Genomic DNA, 19,350 nt, shown 5'->3' on the forward strand with positions numbered 1-19,350 from the left:
GCTGCCGCCCGGCGGCCCGGTCGGCGTGCCGAGCCCGCCGCAGGCCCCGGCGACCCCCGACCCGGGCGCGACGACCCTCGCCGTGCTGCTCATCGGCCCCGCGGGCGCCGGCAAGACGAGCGTGGCCAAGTACTGGGCGGACCACCGCCGGGTGCCCACCGCGCACATCAGCCTCGACGACGTCCGCGAATGGGTCCGCTCCGGCTTCGCCGACCCGCAGACCGGCTGGAACGACAACTCCGAGGCCCAGTACCGGCTGGCCCGCCGCACCTGCGGCTTCGCCGCCCGCAACTTCCTCGCCAACGGCATCTCGTGCATCCTCGACGACGCGGTCTTCCCCGACCGCCCGGTCGTCGGCCTCGGCGGCTGGAAGCGGCACGTCGGCCCCGGCCTGCTCCCCGTCGTGCTCCTGCCCGGCCTGGACGTCGTCCTGGAGCGCAACGCGGAGCGCTCCGGCAACCGCCGCCTCAGCGACGAGGAGGTGGCCCGCATCCACGGCCGCATGGCCGGCTGGTACGGCTCGGGGCTGCCGATCATCGACAACTCCCAGCTGGACGTGCCCGAGACGGCCCGCATCCTCGACGACGTCCTCACCCGGGCGATCGCCAGCCCGCCGAAGTGGTGAGCTCCGCCCTCTGAGAGGACACGGGCCCGGCCCCCGGCGGCCGGGCCCCCGGTCGGCCCCGCTCGACCGGCGACATCCCGCCGCCGCTCCTAGGCTCGAACCATGTCTGAGGTCTACGCGGTCCGCCGGACGCGCCTCCGGGAACGCTGCAACGCGAGCGGCAGCACCGCCGCGCTGGTGTCCCGGCCCGCCAACGTCCGCTACCTGTCCGGCGCCGCCCCCGAGAACGCCGTGCTGCTGCTCGGCAGGACCGAGGACGTACTGGTGTGCGCGGAGCCCCCGGACGACCGCGTCCCGCACAACCGCCCCGACGAGGCCCTGCGCCTGCACGTCATGACCGGCGTGGGCGGCGACCCCGCCGTGGAGGCCGTCGGCCTCGCCGTCGCCCAGGGCGTCGACGCCCTCGCCGTGGAGGAGCACCACCTCACCGTCACCCGGCACCGCGCGCTGCGGGACGCCGCCCCCCGGCTGCGCCTCACCGGCGTCGGCGGCGCCGTCGAACAGCTGCGCGTGGTCAAGGACGAGGAGGAGATCTCCTGTCTCCGCATCGGCGCGGAGATCGCCGACCAGGCCCTGGGCGAACTCCTGGAGTCCATCCTGGTCGGCCGCACCGAACGCCACCTCGCCCTGGAACTGGAGCGCCGTCTGGTCGACCACGGCGCCGACGGCCCGGCCTTCCCCACCTCGGTCGCGACCGGACCCAACGCCGGCCGCCCCGGCCACCGCCCCACCGACCGCCGCGTCGAGGAGGGCGACTTCCTCTCCGTCTGCCTCGGCGCCACCTACCGCGGCTACCGCTGCGAGATCGGCCGCACCTTCGTCATCGGCACCGCCCCGGCCGACTGGCAGATCGAGCTGTACGACCTGGTGTTCTCCGCCCAGCGCGCGGGACGCGAGTCCCTGGTGCCCGGCGCCGCATGCCGTGACGTGGACCGTGCGGCGCGCCAGGTGCTGGACTCCGCCGGGTACGCGGAGGCGCTTCCCGTCCTCACAGGTCACGGCGTCGGACTGGAAATCGACGAGGACCCTCAATTGACCCCGGCGGCCATGGGTAAACTGGACGCTTGCGTGCCGGTCACCGTCGAGCCGGGGGTGCACCTCCCCGGCCGGGGCGGAGTCCGGATCGATGACACGCTCGTCGTACGCCCCGAGGCGGACGGCGGACCCGAGCTACTCACCATCACGACCAAGGAGCTGCTCGCGCTCTGACCTCGCGCAGTGCGCCTGCCTTCGCCCCGGCCGTCGTCCACGTCAGTCCAGTCCAGGAGATTCCGCAACCGTGGCTTCCACGAACGACCTCAAGAACGGCATGGTGCTCAAGCTCGAAGGCGGCCAGCTCTGGTCCGTCGTCGAGTTCCAGCACGTCAAGCCCGGCAAGGGCCCGGCCTTCGTGCGCACCAAGCTCAAGAACGTGCTCTCCGGCAAGGTCGTCGACAAGACCTTCAACGCCGGCGTCAAGGTCGAAACGGCCACCGTCGACAAGCGCGACATGCAGTTCTCCTACATGGACGGCGACTACTTCGTCTTCATGGACATGGAGACCTACGACCAGCTCATGGTCGACCGCAAGGCCGTCGGCGACGCCGCCAACTTCCTCGTCGAGGGCTTCACCGCCACCGTCGCGCAGCACGAGGGCGAGGTGCTCTTCGTCGAGCTCCCGGCCGCCGTCGAGCTGACGATCCAGGAGACCGAGCCGGGCGTCCAGGGCGACCGCTCCACCGGCGGCACCAAGCCCGCCACGCTGGAGACCGGCCACCAGATCCAGGTCCCGCTCTTCATCACCACCGGTGAGAAGATCAAGGTCGACACCCGCACCAGCGACTACCTCGGCCGGGTGAACAGCTAACCGTGGCTGCCCGCAACACGGCCCGCAAGCGCGCCTTCCAGATCATCTTCGAGGGCGACCAGCGCGGCACCGAGGTCCTGACGGTCCTCGCCGACTGGATCCGGCACTCCCGGACCGACACCCGGCAGCCGCCGGTGAGTGAGTACACGATGCAGCTCGTCGAGGGCTACGCGGAGCACGCGCAGCGGATCGACGAGCTGATCGCCCAGTACTCGGTCGGCTGGACGCTCGACCGGATGCCCGTCGTGGACCGCAGCATCCTGCGGCTCGGCGCGTACGAGCTGATCTGGGTCGACGAGACCCCGGACGCGGTCGTGCTGGACGAGATGGTGCAGCTGGCGAAGGAGTTCTCGACGGACGAGTCGCCCTCGTTCGTCAACGGCCTTCTGGGCCGTCTGAAGGAACTGAAGCCTTCGCTTCGCCGGGAGCAGTAGGCGCCGAGCAGTAGGCGCCCCTTCAGGGGCGCGGGGACTGCGCGCTCAGCCCGCCACGGCCCGCGGCCGGACCACGACCGCGGCCGGCAGACGAAAAACCGCCGGGGTGCCGGAACCAGAAGGTTCCGGCACCCCGGCGGCACGTTTCTGCGCCCCCGCGGAGCGGCTACGCGTCCTCGTGGGACGCCACCGCACGGCGCGCGTCCGCGTCCAGCACGCCCCAGCTGATCAGCTGCTCGGTCAGGACCGACGGCGACTGGTCGTAGATCACGGCGAGCGTGCGCAGGTCGTCCTGGCGGATCGACAGCACCTTGCCGTTGTAGTCGCCGCGCTGCGACTGGATCGTCGCCGCGTACCGCTGGAGCGGGCCCGCCTTCTCGGCCGGCACCGTGGCCAGCCGCTCCAGGTCCAGGACCAGCTTCGGCGGCGGCTCGGCGGCCCCGCCCGGGGTCGTGCCCGGCAGCAGCTCCTGCACCGGAACGCCGTAGAAGTCCGCCAGCTCCGCGAGGCGCTGCACGGTCACGGCGCGGTCGCCGCGCTCGTACGAACCGACCACGACCGCCTTCCAGCGGCCCTGGGACTTCTCCTCGACACCGTGGAGGGAAAGGCCCTGCTGGGTGCGGATCGCCCGGAGCTTGGCCCCGAGCTGTTTGGCGTATTCGCTGGACATATAGCTCCCCGGCACTGTGTCGACGCGGATGGCTGGATTCCATGCCGCGCGGCTGGTAACTCACTGTGAGGTTACGCAGCGTTACTCTCGTGCGTCAAGCCGAATGGTCCACACCGACTCTTCCGTGGTAGCGAAGATCGGATGCTCCATCCGGGTGATCGGGGGTGTCGCTGCGGCCGGAAACCGACCTGCTAGCCTGAGGGGCGCAATCCGACGTCCTTTAAGGTCCGTCCCGTGAGGCGGAGAAGGAGGTCCGTTTCGTATGGACACGCACGACCCGCAACCGCCGTCCCCGCCGGGCACGGACGCACGGCCCGTTCTCGAGGCCCCCGACATCGCCCGGGTCATGACCCGCATCGCCCACGAGATCGTCGAACGCGCCAAGGGCGCCGACGACGTGGTGCTCCTCGGCATCCCGACCCGGGGCGTCTTCCTCGCCCGGCGGCTCGCCGACAAGCTCGAGCAGATCACCGAGCGCAAGGTCCCGGTCGGCTCCCTCGACATCACCATGTACCGCGACGACCTGCGCATGCAGCCGCCGCGCGCGCTGGCCCGCACCGAGATCCCCGGCGACGGCATCGACGGCCGCCTGGTCGTCCTCGTCGACGACGTGCTCTTCTCCGGCCGCACCATCCGCGCCGCCCTCGACGCGCTGAACGACATCGGCCGCCCCCGCGCGGTGCAGCTCGCCGTGCTCGTCGACCGCGGCCACCGCGAACTGCCCATCCGCGCCGACTATGTCGGCAAGAACCTCCCCACGTCGCTGCGGGAGACGGTCAAGGTCCTGCTCGCCGAGGAGGACGGCCGCGACACCGTGCTGCTCGGCGCCAAGCAGACCCCCCAGTAGCACCGCGAAGCGCACGCCGGACGGGTGTGCGCCGGCGCGGCACGCCCTCGCGCGTACCCGTCTGCCCGATTTCGCCTCATTGAACTGCCTTTACGGAGCCTGACAGATGCAGCGTCATCTCATCTCGGCCGCCGACCTCACCCGCGACGACGCCGTCCTCATCCTCGACACCGCCGAGGAGATGGCCCGGGTGGCCGACCGGCCGATCAAGAAACTCCCCACCCTGCGCGGCCGTACCGTCGTCAACCTCTTCTTCGAGGACTCCACCCGCACCCGGATCTCCTTCGAGGCGGCCGAGAAGCGGCTGTCCGCGGACGTCATCAACTTCTCCGCCAAGGGCTCCAGCGTCTCCAAGGGCGAGTCCCTCAAGGACACCGCCCAGACCCTGGAGGCCATGGGCGTCGACGCGGTCGTCATCCGGCACGGCGCCTCCGGCGCCCCCTACCGGCTCGCCACCTCCGGCTGGATCGACGCCCACGTCATCAACGCCGGCGACGGCACCCACCAGCACCCCACCCAGGCGCTGCTCGACGCGTTCACCATGCGCCGCCGGCTCGTCGGCCGGGACGCCGGACTCGGCCACGACCTGAACGGCCGCCGCATCACCCTCGTCGGCGACGTCCTGCACAGCCGCGTCGCCCGCTCCAACGTCGACCTGCTGCACACCCTCGGCGCCGAGGTCACCCTCGTCGCCCCGCCCACCCTGCTCCCGGTCGGCGTCGAGACCTGGCCCTGCGAGATCTCCTACGACCTCGACTCCACGCTGCCCAAGTCCGACGCCGTGATGATGCTGCGCGTCCAGCGCGAGCGGATGAACGCCGCGTTCTTCCCCACCGAGCGCGAGTACTCCCGCCGCTACGGCCTCGACGGCGACCGCATGGCACGGATGCCGGAACACGCGATCGTGATGCACCCCGGACCCATGGTCCGCGGCATGGAGATCACCGCCGAGGTCGCCGACTCCGACCGCTGCACCGTCGTCGAGCAGGTCGCCAACGGCGTCTCCATCCGCATGGCCGTCCTGTACCTGCTGCTCGGCGGAGCCGAGTTCCAGACCGCCGGCACGCCCGCCGCCCCCGCCCGTACCGCCGAGGAGAACCGATAGTGATGAGCAAGACCCTGATCCGTGGTGCGAAGCTGCTCGGCGGCGAGCCGCAGGACGTCCTGATCGACGGCGAAACGATCATCCAGGTCGGCGCCGGCCTCTCCGCCGAGGGCGCCGAGGTCGTCGAGGCCGGCGGCAAGGTGCTGCTGCCGGGACTGGTCGACCTGCACACCCATCTGCGCGAGCCCGGCCGCGAGGACTCCGAGACCGTCCTGACCGGCACCCGCGCCGCCGCGAGCGGCGGCTACACCGCCGTGTTCGCCATGGCCAACACCTTCCCCGTCGCCGACACCGCCGGCGTCGTCGAGCAGGTCTGGCGGCTCGGCAAGGAACACGGCTACTGCGACGTGCGGCCGATCGGCGCCGTCACCGTCGGCCTGGAGGGGCAGAAGCTCGCCGAGCTGGGCGCCATGCACGAGTCCGCGGCCGGCGTCACCGTCTTCTCCGACGACGGCAAGTGCGTCCACGACGCCGTGATCATGCGCCGCGCCCTGGAGTACGTGAAGGCCTTCGACGGCGTCGTCGCCCAGCACGCCCAGGAGCCCCGGCTCACCGAGGGCGCCCAGATGAACGAGGGCGTCGTCTCCGCCGAGCTGGGCCTCGGCGGCTGGCCGGCCGTCGCCGAGGAGTCGGTCATCGCCCGCGACGTGCTGCTCGCCGACCACGTCGGCTCCCGCGTCCACATCTGCCACCTGTCGACCGCCGGCTCCGTGGAGATCGTCCGCTGGGCCAAGTCCCGCGGCATCCGCGTCACCGCCGAGGTCACCCCGCACCACCTGCTCCTCACCGACGAGCTGGTGCGGTCGTACAACCCGGTCTACAAGGTCAACCCGCCGCTGCGCACCGAGCGCGACGTGCTGGCCCTGCGCGAGGCGCTCGCCGACGGCACCATCGACATCGTCGCCACCGACCACGCCCCGCACCCGCATGAGGACAAGGACTGCGAGTGGGCCGCGGCCGCCATGGGCATGGTCGGCCTGGAGACCGCGCTGTCGGTGGTCCAGGAGACGATGGTGGACACGGGCCTGCTGGACTGGGCCGGCGTCGCCGACCGCATGTCCCACGCGCCCGCGCGCATCGGACGCGCCGAGGGCCACGGCCGCCCCGTCTCGGCAGGTGAGCCCGCCAACCTCACCCTCGTCGACACGGCATACCGTGGCCCTGTGGACCCCGCGGGCTTCGCCTCGCGCAGCCGCAACACGCCCTACGAGGGCCGCGAGCTGCCGGGCCGTGTCACCCACACCTGGCTCCGGGGCAAGGCCACGCTCGTCGACGGGAAGCTCACGTGACATCTGCAGCACCGGTAATCCTGCTGGCCGCCGAGAAGGAATCGGCGGAAGTGACCGACTGGGCCGCCCGGATCGGCTGGGTCGTCGGCCTCGCCCTCTTCGTCGCGCTCGTCTACTGGCTGATGCGCGAAGGCTGGAAGTGGCGCGGCACGCTCCAGAGCGACCTGCCCGAGCTGCCGAGCGCGCCGGACGACCCCGGCCCGGCGACACTGACCATGAGCGGCCGCTACCACGGCTCGACCACCGCCGGTCGGTGGCTGGACCGCATCGTGGCGCACGGACTGGGCACCCGCAGCCGTGCCGAGCTGACGCTCAGCGACGCCGGACTGGACGTCGTGCGCCCCGGCGCGGACGACTTCTTCGTCCCGGCGGACGCCCTGCGCGAGGCCCGGCTCGACAAGGGCATCGCCGGCAAGGTCCTCACCGAGGGCGGCCTGCTGGTGATCACCTGGCAGCACGGCGACCGGCTCATCGACTCCGGCTTCCGCTCCGACCACGCGGCGGAGCACACCGAGTGGGTCGAGACCCTCACGAACATGATCAACAAGACGGAAGGCGCACGATGACAACCTCCACCAGGGGAGCCGCCAGGGTTCCCGCCGTACTTGTCCTGGAGGACGGCCGGATCTTCCGCGGCCGTGCCTACGGGGCGGTGGGGGAGACCTTCGGCGAAGCGGTGTTCTCCACCGGCATGACCGGCTACCAGGAAACCCTCACCGACCCGTCGTACCACCGCCAGGTCGTGGTGATGACCGCCCCGCACGTCGGCAACACCGGCGTCAACGACGAGGACGCCGAGTCCGCGCGGATCTGGGTCTCCGGCTACGTCGTGCGCGACCCCGCGCGCGTGCCGTCCAGCTGGCGGTCCCGCCGCACCCTCGACGAGGAGCTGGCCGCCCAGGGCGTCGTCGGCATCAGCGGCGTCGACACCCGCGCCCTCACCCGCCACCTGCGCGAGCGCGGCGCCATGCGCGTCGGCATCTTCTCCGGCAACGCCCTGCCCGACGAGGGCACCATGCTCGCCGAGGTCCGCCAGGCCCCCGAGATGACGGGCGCCGACCTCTCCGCCGAGGTGGCCACCACGGAGACCTACGTGGTCCCCGCCCAGGGCGAGAAGAAGTTCACCGTCGCCGCCGTCGACCTCGGCATCAAGGGCATGACCCCGTACCGCATGGCCGAGCGCGGCATCGAGGTGCACGTGCTGCCCGCCACCGCGTCCGCCGAGGAGGTGTACGCGGTGAACCCGGACGGCGTGTTCTTCTCCAACGGCCCCGGCGACCCCGCCACCGCCGACCACCCGGTCGCCCTGATGCGGGCGGTCCTGGAGCACGGCACGCCGCTCTTCGGCATCTGCTTCGGCAACCAGATCCTCGGCCGCGCCCTCGGCTTCGGCACCTACAAGCTGAAGTACGGCCACCGCGGCATCAACCAGCCGGTGCAGGACCGCACCACCGGCAAGGTCGAGGTCACCGCGCACAACCACGGCTTCGCCGTCGACGCCCCGCTCGACACGGTCGCCGACACCCCGTTCGGCCGCGCCGAGGTGTCCCACGTCTGCCTCAACGACAACGTGGTGGAGGGCCTCCAGCTGCTCGACAAGCCGGCCTTCAGCGTCCAGTACCACCCCGAAGCGGCCGCCGGCCCGCACGACGCCGCCTACCTGTTCGACCGCTTCGTCTCCCTGATGGAGGGCCAGCGTGCCTAAGCGCACCGATATCCAGTCCGTCCTGGTCATCGGCTCCGGTCCGATCGTCATCGGCCAGGCCGCGGAGTTCGACTACTCCGGCACCCAGGCCTGCCGCGTGCTCAAGGCCGAGGGCCTGCGCGTGATCCTGGTCAACTCCAACCCCGCGACGATCATGACCGATCCGGAGATCGCCGACGCGACCTACGTCGAGCCGATCACGCCCGAGTTCGTCGAGAGGATCATCGCGAAGGAGCAGCCGGACGCCCTGCTGCCCACCCTGGGCGGCCAGACGGCCCTCAACACGGCGATCTCCCTGCACGAGAACGGCGTTCTCGACAAGTACGGCGTCGAGCTGATCGGCGCCAACGTCGAGGCGATCCACAAGGGCGAGGACCGCGACCGGTTCAAGGAGGTCGTCGAGGCCGTCCGTGCCAGGATCGGCCACGGCGAGTCCGCCCGCTCCTACATCTGCCACTCCATGGACGACGTCCTGAAGGGCGTCGAGGCACTCGGCGGCTACCCGGTCGTCGTCCGCCCGTCCTTCACCATGGGCGGCGCCGGCTCCGGCTTCGCGCACGACGAGGAGGAGCTGCGCCGCATCGCCGGCCAGGGCCTCACCCTCTCGCCGACCACCGAGGTGCTCCTGGAGGAGTCCATCCTCGGCTGGAAGGAGTACGAGCTGGAGCTGATGCGCGACAAGAACGACAACGTCGTGGTCGTCTGCTCCATCGAGAACTTCGACCCCATGGGCGTGCACACCGGCGACTCGATCACCGTCGCGCCCGCGATGACGCTGACCGACCGCGAGTACCAGGTGCTGCGCGACGTCGGCATCGCCATCATCCGCGAGGTCGGTGTGGACACCGGCGGCTGCAACATCCAGTTCGCGGTCAACCCCGAGGACGGCCGGGTCATCGTCATCGAGATGAACCCGCGCGTCTCCCGCTCCTCGGCGCTCGCCTCCAAGGCGACCGGCTTCCCCATCGCCAAGATCGCCGCCAAGCTCGCCGTCGGCTACACCCTCGACGAGATCCCGAACGACATCACGCGGGAGACCCCGGCCTCCTTCGAGCCCACGCTCGACTACGTGGTCGTGAAGGCCCCGCGGTTCGCCTTCGAGAAGTTCCCGCAGGCCGACTCCACGCTGACCACCACCATGAAGTCGGTCGGCGAGGCCATGGCCATCGGCCGCAACTTCACCGAGGCGTTCCAGAAGGCGCTGCGCTCGCTGGAGAAGAAGGGCAGCCAGTTCACCTTCACCGGCGACCCCGGCGACAAGGACGAGCTGCTGCGCGAGGCCGTACGGCCCACCGACGGCCGTATCAACGCGGTCATGGGGGCCATCCGCGCCGGCGCCACCCCTGAGGAGGTCTTCGACGCCACGAAGATCGACCCGTGGTTCGTCGACCAGCTGTTCCTCATCAAGGAGATCGCCGACGAGCTCGGCGAGGCCCCCGAGCTGACCCCGGACCTCCTGGCCGAGGCCAAGCGGCACGGCTTCTCCGACCAGCAGATCGGCGAGATCCGCGGCCTGCGCGAGGACGTCGTCCGCGAGGTGCGGCACGCGCTCGGCATCCGCCCGGTCTACAAGACGGTCGACACCTGCGCCGCCGAGTTCGCCGCGCAGACGCCGTACTTCTACTCCTCCTACGACGAGGAGACCGAGGTCGCGCCCCGCGAGAAGCCCGCGGTGATCATCCTGGGCTCCGGCCCCAACCGCATCGGCCAGGGCATCGAGTTCGACTACTCCTGCGTCCACGCCTCCTTCGCGCTGAGCGACGCCGGCTACGAGACCGTGATGGTCAACTGCAACCCGGAGACCGTCTCCACCGACTACGACACCTCCGACCGGCTCTACTTCGAGCCGCTCACCCTGGAGGACGTCCTGGAGATCGTCCACGCCGAGCGGCAGGCCGGCCCGGTCGCGGGCGTCGTCGTCCAGCTCGGCGGGCAGACCCCGCTCGGTCTCGCCCAGGCGCTGAAGGACAACGGGGTGCCGATCGTGGGCACCCCGCCGGAGGCCATCCACGCGGCCGAGGACCGGGGCGCGTTCGGGCGGGTGCTGGCCGAGGCCGGCCTGCCCGCCCCCAAGCACGGCACCGCGACCACGTTCGCCGGCGCCAAGGCCATCGCCGACGAGATCGGCTACCCGGTCCTCGTCCGCCCGTCCTACGTGCTCGGCGGACGCGGCATGGAAATCGTCTACGACGAGACCCGGCTGGAGGCCTACATCGCCGAGTCGACCGAGATCAGCCCCTCCCGGCCGGTCCTCGTCGACCGCTTCCTCGACGACGCCATCGAGATCGACGTCGACGCCCTCTACGACGGCACCGAGCTCTACCTCGGCGGCGTCATGGAGCACATCGAGGAGGCCGGCATCCACTCCGGCGACTCGGCGTGCGCCCTGCCCCCGATCACCCTCGGCGGCCACGACATCAAGCGGCTGCGCGCCTCCACCGAGGCCATCGCGCGCGGCGTCGGCGTGCGCGGACTGATCAACATCCAGTTCGCCCTGGCCGGGGACATCCTCTACGTCCTCGAGGCCAACCCGCGCGCCTCCCGCACCGTCCCCTTCACCTCGAAGGCGACCGCGGTGCCGCTCGCCAAGGCCGCCGCGCGCATCTCGCTCGGCGCCACCATCGCCGAGCTGCGCGCCGAGGGCCTGCTCCCGGCCGCCGGCGACGGCGGCGAGCTGCCGCTGGACGCGCCGATCTCCGTCAAGGAGGCCGTGATGCCGTGGTCCCGCTTCCGGGACATCCACGGCCGCGGCGTCGACACCGTCCTCGGCCCGGAGATGCGCTCCACCGGCGAGGTCATGGGCATCGACTCCGTCTTCGGCACGGCGTACGCCAAGTCGCAGGCCGGCGCCTACGGCCCGCTGCCCACCAAGGGCCGCGCCTTCATCTCGGTCGCCAACCGCGACAAGCGCTCGATGATCTTCCCGGCGCGTGAGCTGGTGGCGCACGGCTTCGAGCTGCTCGCCACCTCCGGCACCGCCGAGGTCCTCAAGCGCAACGGCATCAAGGCCACCGTGGTGCGCAAGCAGTTCGAGGGCACCGGCCCGAACGGCGAGAAGACCATCGTCCAGCTGATCCACGACGGCGAGGTCGACCTCATCGTCAACACTCCCTACGGCACGGGCGGCCGGCTCGACGGCTACGAGATCCGCACCGCGGCCGTGGCCCGCTCGGTGCCCTGCCTGACCACGGTCCAGGCGCTCGCCGCCGCGGTCCAGGGCATCGACGCGCTCAACCGGGGCGACGTGGGCGTCCGCTCGCTCCAGGAACACGCGGAACATCTCACCGCGGCCCGCGAGGACCAGTAGCCCGAAGGGGGACACCGGAAACGGTGTCCCCCTCTCCATGAGGACACCATGTACAGGATTCTCTTCACCCTGCTCTTCTCCCGGATGGACCCGGAGCAGGCCCACCACCTGGCCTTCCGCTGGATCCGGCGCGTCGCCCGCGTCCCCGTCCTGCGCACCTTCGTCGCCGCGGTGCTCGCGCCGCGCTCCGCGGAGCTGCGCACCGAGGCGCTCGGACTGCGCCTGCACAGCCCCTTCGGGCTGGCCGCCGGCTTCGACAAGAACGCCGTCGGCATCGACGGCCTCGCCATGCTCGGCTTCGACCACGTCGAGATCGGCACCGTGACCGGCGAGCCGCAGCCCGGCAACCCCAGGAAGCGGCTGTTCCGGCTGGTCGCCGACCGCGCGCTGATCAACCGCATGGGCTTCAACAACGACGGCTCGCTCGCCGTCGCCGCCCGCCTGGCCTCCCGCAGGCCGGTGTTCCGGACGGTCGTCGGCGTCAACATCGGCAAGACCAAGGTCGTCCCCGAGTCCGAGGCCGCCGCCGACTACGTGAAGTCCGCCGAGCGGCTCGCGCCCCACGCCGACTACCTGGTGGTCAACGTCTCCAGCCCGAACACCCCGGGCCTGCGCAGCCTCCAGGCCGTGGACCAGCTCCGCCCGCTGCTCACCGCCGTGCGCGAGGCCGCCGACCGCGCGGTCCCGGCCCGCCGGGTGCCGCTGCTGGTGAAGATCGCCCCCGACCTGGCCGACGAGGACGTCGACGCCGTCGCCGACCTCGCCGTCGACCTCGGCCTGGACGGCATCATCGCCACCAACACCACCATCGCCCGCGAGGGCCTCGGCCTGACCTCCTCGCCCGCCCTGGTCCAGGAGACCGGCGGACTGTCCGGCGCGCCCCTCAAGGCCCGCTCCCTTCAGGTGCTGCGCCGCCTCTACGCGCGCGTGGGCGACCGGATCACCCTGGTCGGCGTCGGCGGCGTCGAGAACGCCGAGGACGCCTGGCAGCGCATCCTGGCCGGTGCCACGCTGGTCCAGGGGTACAGCGCCTTCATCTACCAGGGCCCCTTCTGGGCCCGCTCCATCCACAAGGGGCTCGCCGCGCGCCTGCGCACCAGCCCCTACGCCACGCTCGCCGACGCGGTGGGCGCCGACGTGAGGACCCCCGCATGACCGGACAGGAACCCTTCGGCGCACGGCTGCGCCGCGCGATGGACGAGCGGGGCCCGCTGTGCGTGGGCATCGACCCGCACGCCTCCCTGCTGTCGGAGTGGGGCCTGGGCGACGGCGTCGACGGGCTGGAGCGGTTCAGCCGCACCGTCGTCGAGGCCGTGGCCGACCGGGTCGCCGTGCTCAAGCCGCAGAGCGCCTTCTTCGAGCGGTTCGGCTCGCGGGGCCTCGCCGTGCTGGAGACCACCGTGCGGGAGGCCCGGGAGGCCGGGGCGCTGATCGTCATGGACGCCAAGCGCGGCGACATCGGCTCGACCATGGCCGCCTACGCGGAGGCGTTCCTGCACAAGGACGCGCCGCTGTTCTCCGACGCGCTCACCGTCTCCCCGTACCTCGGCTACGGCTCGCTGAGCCCCGCCGTCGCGCTGGCCCGGGAGTCCGGCGCCGGGCTCTTCGTGCTGGCGCTGACCTCCAACCCGGAGGGCGGCGAGGTGCAGCACGCGGTGCGGGCCGACGGGCGCACGGTGGGGGCGACGGTCCTCGGCCACCTCGCGCTGGAGAACGCGGGGGAGGAGCCGCTCGGGTCCTTCGGCGCGGTCGTCGGCGCCACGCTCGGTGACCTTTCCTCGTACGACCTCGACATGGGCGGGCCGATCCTCGCGCCGGGCATCGGGGCGCAAGGGGCGACGCCGGCCGATCTCCCGGCGGTGTTCGGGCGCGCGGTGCGCAACGTGGTGCCGAACGTCAGCCGCGGGGTGTTGCGCCACGGTCCCGACACGGTCGCTCTGCGTGACGCCGCGGAGCGGTTCGCGGACGAGATCCGCGTCGCGGTGGCGTCCGCCTGAGGGGTCCGCGGGAGGACTCCGAGGTCGTCGCACTCTGGATACACCCTCAAATCCGAGAAAATCCGAGGCAAAATGCCCGGAATGTCCGTCCTGGCGGAGGCTGACCAGGACTTTTCCGCTGTTCTCGCTGACTCAGCGCGCGATGGCCGCTAGTCTCCGACGCGTGGGGGTACCTCCCACGCCTTACCAGGCAGTGGGGGAGAACGCGCACGTGGTGCGCGTGGCTCCCCCGGTGTGGGGCCGCAAGGTCCCACACCGGTCCGTATCCGACAGTTCGACATCCGAGGTGACGTAGGCGTGGCTCTTCCGCCCCTTACCCCTGAACAGCGCGCAGCCGCGCTCGAAAAGGCCGCCGCGGCTCGCCGGGAGCGGGCCGAGGTCAAGAATCGACTCAAGCACTCCGGTGCCTCCCTGCACGAGGTCATCAAGCAGGGCCAGGAGAACGACGTCATCGGCAAGATGAAGGTCTCCGCCCTGCTCGAGTCCCTGCCGGGCGTGGGCAAGGTCCGCGCCAAGCAGATCATGGAGCGTCTGGGCATCTCCGAGAGCCGCCGCGTGCGGGGTCTCGGTTCGAACCAGATCGCCTCCCTGGAGCGTGAGTTCGGCAGCACCGGCTCCTGACGCGCGGGCGGTCCGGGACCGGCGTCCCGGACGCCCCGCGATTGCTGGAATAATCGCCGCATGGCTGCAACACCCCGGGGGGCGACCCCCGTACCCCCGGACGATCGTCCGCGACTGACCGTGCTCTCCGGCCCCTCCGGGGTCGGCAAGAGCACGGTCGTCGCGCACATGCGCAAGGAACACCCCGAGGTCTGGCTCTCCGTCTCGGCGACCACCCGCACGCCCCGCCCCGGTGAGCAGCACGGCGTCCACTACTTCTTCGTCACCGACGAGGAGATGGACAAGCTGATCGCCAACGGCGAGCTGCTGGAGTGGGCCGAGTTCGCGGGCAACCGCTACGGCACGCCCCGCGCGGCGGTGCTGGAGCACCTGGAGGCCGGTGTGCCCGTGCTCCTGGAGATCGACCTCCAGGGCGCGCGGCAGGTCCGCGAGTCCATGGCCGACGCCCAGCTGGTGTTCCTGGCCCCTCCCTCCTGGGAGGAGCTGGTCCGCAGGCTCACCGGCCGCGGCACCGAGTCGCCCGAGGTCATCGAGCGCCGCCTGCAGGCCGCGCGGACCGAGCTCGCCGCCGAGCCCGAGTTCGACACGACCCTGGTCAACACCTCCGTCGAGGAGGTCGCCCGCGAGCTGCTAGCCTTGATGAACGTCGTGTGACCGCGGGCCGCCGTCCGCCGGTCGGAACGACTGAATCTTTCCCATCCATCGGAAGGTAGAGCGTGTCCTCTTCCATCTCCGCGCCCGAGGGCATCATCAACCCGCCGATCGACGAGCTCCTCGAGGCCACGGACTCGAAGTACAGCCTCGTGATCTACGCGGCCAAGCGGGCCCGCCAGATCAACGCGTACTACTCGCAGCTCGGCGAAGGCCTGCTCGAGTACGTCGGCCCTCTCGTCGACACCCACGTCCACGAGAAGCCGCTGTCGATCGCCCTGCGCGAGATCAACGCGGGACTGCTGACCTCCGAGGCCGTCGACGGCCCCAACCAGTGATCGGTCAGTACGTCGTACCATCAGCTCGCAGCTGACTTTTCCACAGGCCCGGCAGCACGTCTGCCGGGCCTGTGGTGTCTCATGGGTGATGTCAGCAGCATTCCGAGGTGCGGGGAGAGACGGTGGACAAGCCGAAGGTCGTTCTGGGGGTCAGCGGCGGCATCGCCGCCTACAAGGCCTGTGAGCTGCTGAGGCGGCTCACCGAGTCGGGACACGACGTCCGCGTCGTGCCCACCGCCTCCGCGCTGCACTTCGTCGGCGCCGCCACCTGGTCCGCCCTGTCCGGCAACCCGGTCTCCACGGAGGTCTGGGACGACGTCCACGAGGTGCCGCACGTCCGCATCGGACAGCACGCCGACCTGGTCGTCGTCGCGCCCGCCACGGCCGACATGCTCGCCAAGGCCGCCCACGGCCTCGCCGACGACCTCCTCACCAACACCCTCCTCACCGCCCGCTGCCCGGTGGTCTTCGCCCCCGCCATGCACACGGAGATGTGGGAGCACCCGGCCACCCAGGAGAACGTGGCCACCCTGCGCGCCCGCGGCGCCGTCGTCGTCGAACCCGCCGTCGGCCGCCTCACGGGCGTCGACACCGGCAAGGGCCGGCTGCCCGACCCCGCCGAGATCTTCGAGGTCTGCCGCCGCGTCCTGGCCCGCGGCGTCACCGCCCCCGACCTCGCCGGACGGCACGTCGTCGTCAGCGCCGGAGGCACCCGCGAGCCCCTCGACCCGGTCCGCTTCCTCGGCAACCGCTCCTCCGGCAAGCAGGGCTACGCCCTCGCCCGCACCGCCGCCGCCCGCGGCGCCCGGGTCACCCTGATCGCCGCCAACACCGCGCTGCCCGACCCGGCCGGCGTGGACGTCGTCCGCGTCGGCACGGCCGTGGAGCTGCGCGAGGCCGTCCTCCGCGCGGTCGGCGACGCCGACGCGGTCGTGATGGCCGCCGCCGTCGCCGACTTCCGCCCCGCCGTCTACGCGGCCGGGAAGATCAAGAAGAAGGACGACCAGGAGCCCGAGCCCATCACCCTGGTACGGAATCCGGACATTCTCGCGGAGGTCTCCGGCAACCGGGTGAGGCCCGGACAGGTGATCGTCGGCTTCGCCGCGGAGACCGACGACGTGCTCGCCAACGGCCGCGCCAAGCTGAAGCGCAAGGGGTGCGACCTCCTCGTGGTGAACGAGGTGGGAGAGGCGAAAACCTTCGGCTCCGAGACCAACGAGGCCCTCGTGCTGGGCGCCGACGGCAGCGAGACGCCCGTGGCGCACGGGCCGAAAGAGGCCCTCGCCGACACCGTCTGGGACCTCGTCGCCGAGCGCCTCACATGAATGGCTCAACCACGACCAGCGTCCCCGGAACACCGCCATCCGGGGGGTGGCGCCTCTGGCGAACCGCGCCCCGGCCGGAGAGAATGCCCGTGCCGCAGGTCACAGCGCTCTCGCGAGGCGAGACGGGGGGACCCGTGGCGACGTACGACCGATAAACTGTTCCACGGACGGCGTCGGGTGCAGCCCCCGCCGTTCGCCCATGATCAGCCAGCAGCCGCTGCAACCCCAGGGAGCATTGTGTCCCGTCGTCTGTTCACCTCGGAGTCCGTGACCGAGGGTCACCCCGACAAGATCGCTGACCAGATCAGCGACACCATTCTCGACGCGCTGCTCCGCGAGGACCCGACCTCCCGGGTCGCCGTCGAGACCCTGATCACCACCGGCCTCGTGCACGTGGCCGGCGAGGTCACCACCAAGACGTACGCGGACATCGCGACGCTGGTGCGCAGCAAGATCCTGGAGATCGGCTACGACTCCTCGAAGAAGGGCTTCGACGGCGCCTCCTGCGGCGTGTCCGTGTCGATCGGCGCGCAGTCCCCGGACATCGCGCAGGGCGTCGACACGGCGTACGAGACCCGGGTCGAGGGCGACGACGACGAGCTGGACCGGCAGGGCGCCGGCGACCAGGGCCTGATGTTCGGCTACGCGACGGACGAGACGCCGACGCTGATGCCGCTGCCGATCTTCCTCGCCCACCGGCTCTCCAAGCGCCTGTCCGACGTGCGCAAGAACGGGACCATCCCCTACCTGCGCCCGGACGGCAAGACCCAGGTCACCATCGAGTACGACGGCGACAAGGCGGTCCGCCTGGACACCGTGGTCGTCTCCTCGCAGCACGCCTCGGACATCGACCTGGAGTCGCTGCTCGCCCCCGACATCCGCGAGTTCGTCGTGGAGCCGGAGCTGAAGGCGCTGCTCGAGGACGGCATCAAGCTCGACACGGAGAACTACCGGCTGCTGGTGAACCCGACCGGGCGCTTCGAGATCGGCGGCCCGATGGGCGACGCCGGTCTCACCGGCCGGAAGATCATCATCGACACCTACGGCGGCATGGCCCGTCACGGCGGGGGCGCCTTCTCCGGCAAGGACCCGTCCAAGGTGGACCGTTCGGCCGCGTACGCGATGCGCTGGGTCGCCAAGAACGTGGTCGCGGCCGGCCTGGCCGCGCGCTGCGAGGTGCAGGTCGCGTACGCGATCGGCAAGGCCGAGCCGGTGGGCCTGTTCGTGGAGACCTTCGGCACCGCCAAGGTGGAGCCCGAGAAGATCGAGCGGGCGATCGACGAGGTCTTCGACCTCCGTCCCGCCGCGATCATCCGCGACCTGGACCTGCTGCGCCCGATCTACGCGCAGACCGCCGCCTACGGCCACTTCGGCCGTGAGCTGCCGGACTTCACCTGGGAGCGCACCGACCGCGTGGACGCGCTGCGCAAGGCCGTGGGGATGTAGTCCCGCAGGCCCTCTCGTCGCCCGGGCCCGGCGCCCTCTCCGTCTTCGTGCGGAGGGGCGCCGGGCCCAGGCGCGTCCGGGGACGGTGTCTTCGGTGCCGGCCCGCCGCGAGGGCGCACCGGCGGCGGGGGTGGTGTCAGTCGCGTTTGGAACAATGCAGGGGTGAGCAGCGAGGACGAACCCGGGGGCGGCGGCGCGCAGGGAGCGCCGCCCGAACAGCTCGCGCTCATCCGCGAGAGCGTGCGGCAGGCCAAGGCCCCCCGGGCCAAGCCCCGCACCTGGCGGGGCGCCGCCCTCGCCAGGGAACTGCCCGTCGCCCGGGTCCTCGTCGACAAGGGCGTCCTCCATCTCGACCGCTACTTCGACTACGCCGTGCCCGAGGAGCTGGACGCCGAGGCCCAGCCCGGGGTCCGGGTCCGGGTGCGCTTCGGCGCGGGCCGGCACCGGGTGCAGGGCGGGCGGCGTGAGGGCGGCGGCCTGATCGACGGGTTCCTGATCGAGCGCCGGGCCGAGTCCGACTACTCGGGCCCGCTGGCCGCGCTGGCCCAGGTCGTCTCCCCCGAGCGGGTGCTCGACGAGGAGCTGCTCGGTCTCGCCCGCGCCGTCGCCGACCGGTACGCGGGCAGCCTCGCCGACGTCCTCCAGCTTGCCGTGCCCCCGCGCAACGCCCGCGCCGAGCGGCGCCCCTCACCGGAGCCGCTCCCGCCGCCCCCGGCTCCGGAGGCGGGGTCCTGGGCGCGGTACGAGCAGGGCCCGGCCTTCCTGGAGTCCCTGGCCTCGGGCGGCAGCCCGCGAGCCGTGTGGAACGCCCTGCCCGGACCGCTGTGGTGCGAGGAGATCGCCCGAGCGGTCGCGGCGACCCTCTCCTCGGGCCGGGGCGCGCTGGTCGTCCTGCCGGACGGACGGGCCGTCGCCCGGCTCGACACCGCGCTCACCGGCCTGCTGGGGGAGGGACGGCACGCGGTGCTCACCGCCGACGCCGGACCGGAGAAGCGCTACGCCCGGTGGCTCGCCGTACGGCGCGGGTCGGTGCGGGCGGTGATCGGGACGCGGGCGGCCATGTTCGCCCCGGTGCGCGACCTGGGGCTGGTCGCCGTGTGGGACGACGGCGACGACAACCACAGCGAACAGCACGCCCCGCAGC

General features: G+C 71.7%; 19 protein-coding genes. 18 read left to right on the forward strand and 1 reads right to left on the reverse strand.

Features of this window, described 5'->3' with window-relative positions:
* Position 1: 1 nt before the first annotated feature.
* From CCN29_RS26360 to nusB, 4 genes are all read left to right on the forward strand, one after another.
* Complete coding sequence (locus CCN29_RS26360; protein WP_086684989.1) at positions 2-625, forward strand: AAA family ATPase; 624 nt, start codon at positions 2-4, stop codon at positions 623-625.
* A gap of 102 nt (positions 626-727) precedes the next feature.
* Positions 728-1,834, forward strand: coding sequence for an aminopeptidase P family protein (locus tag CCN29_RS26365; RefSeq protein WP_086684992.1), 1,107 nt, complete (start codon positions 728-730; stop codon positions 1,832-1,834).
* Positions 1,835-1,904: 70 nt separating this feature from the next.
* Positions 1,905-2,471, forward strand: a complete 567-nt coding sequence (gene efp, locus CCN29_RS26370) for an elongation factor P (RefSeq protein WP_006131211.1) — start codon at positions 1,905-1,907, stop codon at positions 2,469-2,471.
* Positions 2,472-2,473: 2 nt separating this feature from the next.
* The gene (gene nusB / locus CCN29_RS26375; RefSeq protein WP_006131212.1) at positions 2,474-2,905 is read left to right on the forward strand and encodes a transcription antitermination factor NusB; all 432 of its coding nucleotides are present in this window, start codon (positions 2,474-2,476) and stop codon (positions 2,903-2,905) included.
* Between the two features lie 166 nt (positions 2,906-3,071).
* Here nusB and bldD read toward each other — a convergent pair whose 3' ends face one another.
* Positions 3,072-3,575 carry a transcriptional regulator BldD gene (bldD, locus tag CCN29_RS26380; RefSeq protein ID WP_006131213.1) on the reverse strand — a complete coding sequence of 168 codons (504 nt, stop codon included), beginning with the start codon at positions 3,573-3,575 and terminating at the stop codon, positions 3,072-3,074.
* A gap of 262 nt (positions 3,576-3,837) precedes the next feature.
* On the opposite strand from bldD, the gene pyrR reads away from it, so the two are divergent.
* The 14 genes from pyrR to CCN29_RS26450 form a co-directional block, all read left to right on the forward strand.
* Positions 3,838-4,422 (forward strand): bifunctional pyr operon transcriptional regulator/uracil phosphoribosyltransferase PyrR, encoded by a 585-nt coding sequence (gene pyrR, locus CCN29_RS26385; protein WP_006131214.1) that lies wholly within the window; start codon positions 3,838-3,840, stop codon positions 4,420-4,422.
* Between the two features lie 106 nt (positions 4,423-4,528).
* The gene (locus CCN29_RS26390; RefSeq protein ID WP_006131215.1) at positions 4,529-5,527 is read left to right on the forward strand and encodes an aspartate carbamoyltransferase catalytic subunit; all 999 of its coding nucleotides are present in this window, start codon (positions 4,529-4,531) and stop codon (positions 5,525-5,527) included.
* 2 nt (positions 5,528-5,529) lie between these two features.
* On the forward strand, positions 5,530-6,816 hold the full coding sequence (locus CCN29_RS26395) for a dihydroorotase (protein WP_006131216.1): 1,287 nt from the start codon (positions 5,530-5,532) through the stop codon (positions 6,814-6,816).
* A complete protein-coding gene (locus tag CCN29_RS26400; RefSeq protein WP_086684995.1) occupies positions 6,813-7,382 on the forward strand; it encodes a PH-like domain-containing protein in 570 nt (189 codons plus the stop codon). Before CCN29_RS26395 ends, CCN29_RS26400 begins: the two co-directional genes overlap by 4 nt.
* A complete protein-coding gene (carA, locus tag CCN29_RS26405) occupies positions 7,379-8,521 on the forward strand; it encodes a glutamine-hydrolyzing carbamoyl-phosphate synthase small subunit (protein ID WP_086684998.1) in 1,143 nt (380 codons plus the stop codon). The genes CCN29_RS26400 and carA overlap by 4 nt, the downstream gene beginning before the upstream one ends.
* Complete coding sequence (carB, locus tag CCN29_RS26410; RefSeq protein WP_006131218.1) at positions 8,514-11,828, forward strand: carbamoyl-phosphate synthase large subunit; 3,315 nt, start codon at positions 8,514-8,516, stop codon at positions 11,826-11,828. The genes carA and carB overlap by 8 nt, the downstream gene beginning before the upstream one ends.
* Positions 11,829-11,876: 48 nt before the next feature.
* Positions 11,877-12,983: a quinone-dependent dihydroorotate dehydrogenase gene (locus CCN29_RS26415; RefSeq protein ID WP_086685001.1), complete on the forward strand. Its 1,107-nt coding sequence runs from the start codon at positions 11,877-11,879 to the stop codon at positions 12,981-12,983.
* Positions 12,980-13,825, forward strand: a complete 846-nt coding sequence (gene pyrF / locus CCN29_RS26420) for an orotidine-5'-phosphate decarboxylase (protein ID WP_031022362.1) — start codon at positions 12,980-12,982, stop codon at positions 13,823-13,825. Before CCN29_RS26415 ends, pyrF begins: the two co-directional genes overlap by 4 nt.
* A 297-nt stretch (positions 13,826-14,122) precedes the next feature.
* Positions 14,123-14,446: an integration host factor gene (locus tag CCN29_RS26425; protein ID WP_003977346.1), complete on the forward strand. Its 324-nt coding sequence runs from the start codon at positions 14,123-14,125 to the stop codon at positions 14,444-14,446.
* A gap of 60 nt (positions 14,447-14,506) precedes the next feature.
* Positions 14,507-15,100, forward strand: a complete 594-nt coding sequence (gene gmk, locus CCN29_RS26430; RefSeq protein WP_051803267.1) for a guanylate kinase — start codon at positions 14,507-14,509, stop codon at positions 15,098-15,100.
* A gap of 62 nt (positions 15,101-15,162) precedes the next feature.
* Entirely contained in the window at positions 15,163-15,435 is a 273-nt protein-coding gene (rpoZ, locus tag CCN29_RS26435; protein WP_006131222.1) for a DNA-directed RNA polymerase subunit omega, read from the forward strand.
* Between the two features lie 122 nt (positions 15,436-15,557).
* A complete protein-coding gene (gene coaBC, locus CCN29_RS26440; protein ID WP_031067271.1) occupies positions 15,558-16,760 on the forward strand; it encodes a bifunctional phosphopantothenoylcysteine decarboxylase/phosphopantothenate--cysteine ligase CoaBC in 1,203 nt (400 codons plus the stop codon).
* Positions 16,761-16,997: 237 nt separating this feature from the next.
* A complete protein-coding gene (gene metK / locus CCN29_RS26445) occupies positions 16,998-18,206 on the forward strand; it encodes a methionine adenosyltransferase (protein WP_006131224.1) in 1,209 nt (402 codons plus the stop codon).
* A gap of 162 nt (positions 18,207-18,368) precedes the next feature.
* A partial coding sequence (locus CCN29_RS26450) for a primosomal protein N' family DNA-binding protein (RefSeq protein WP_503167725.1) occupies positions 18,369-19,350 on the forward strand: 982 nt, incomplete at its 3' end.

Source organism: Streptomyces pseudogriseolus (assembly GCA_002154585.1).
GTDB lineage: Bacteria > Actinomycetota > Actinomycetes > Streptomycetales > Streptomycetaceae > Streptomyces > Streptomyces pseudogriseolus.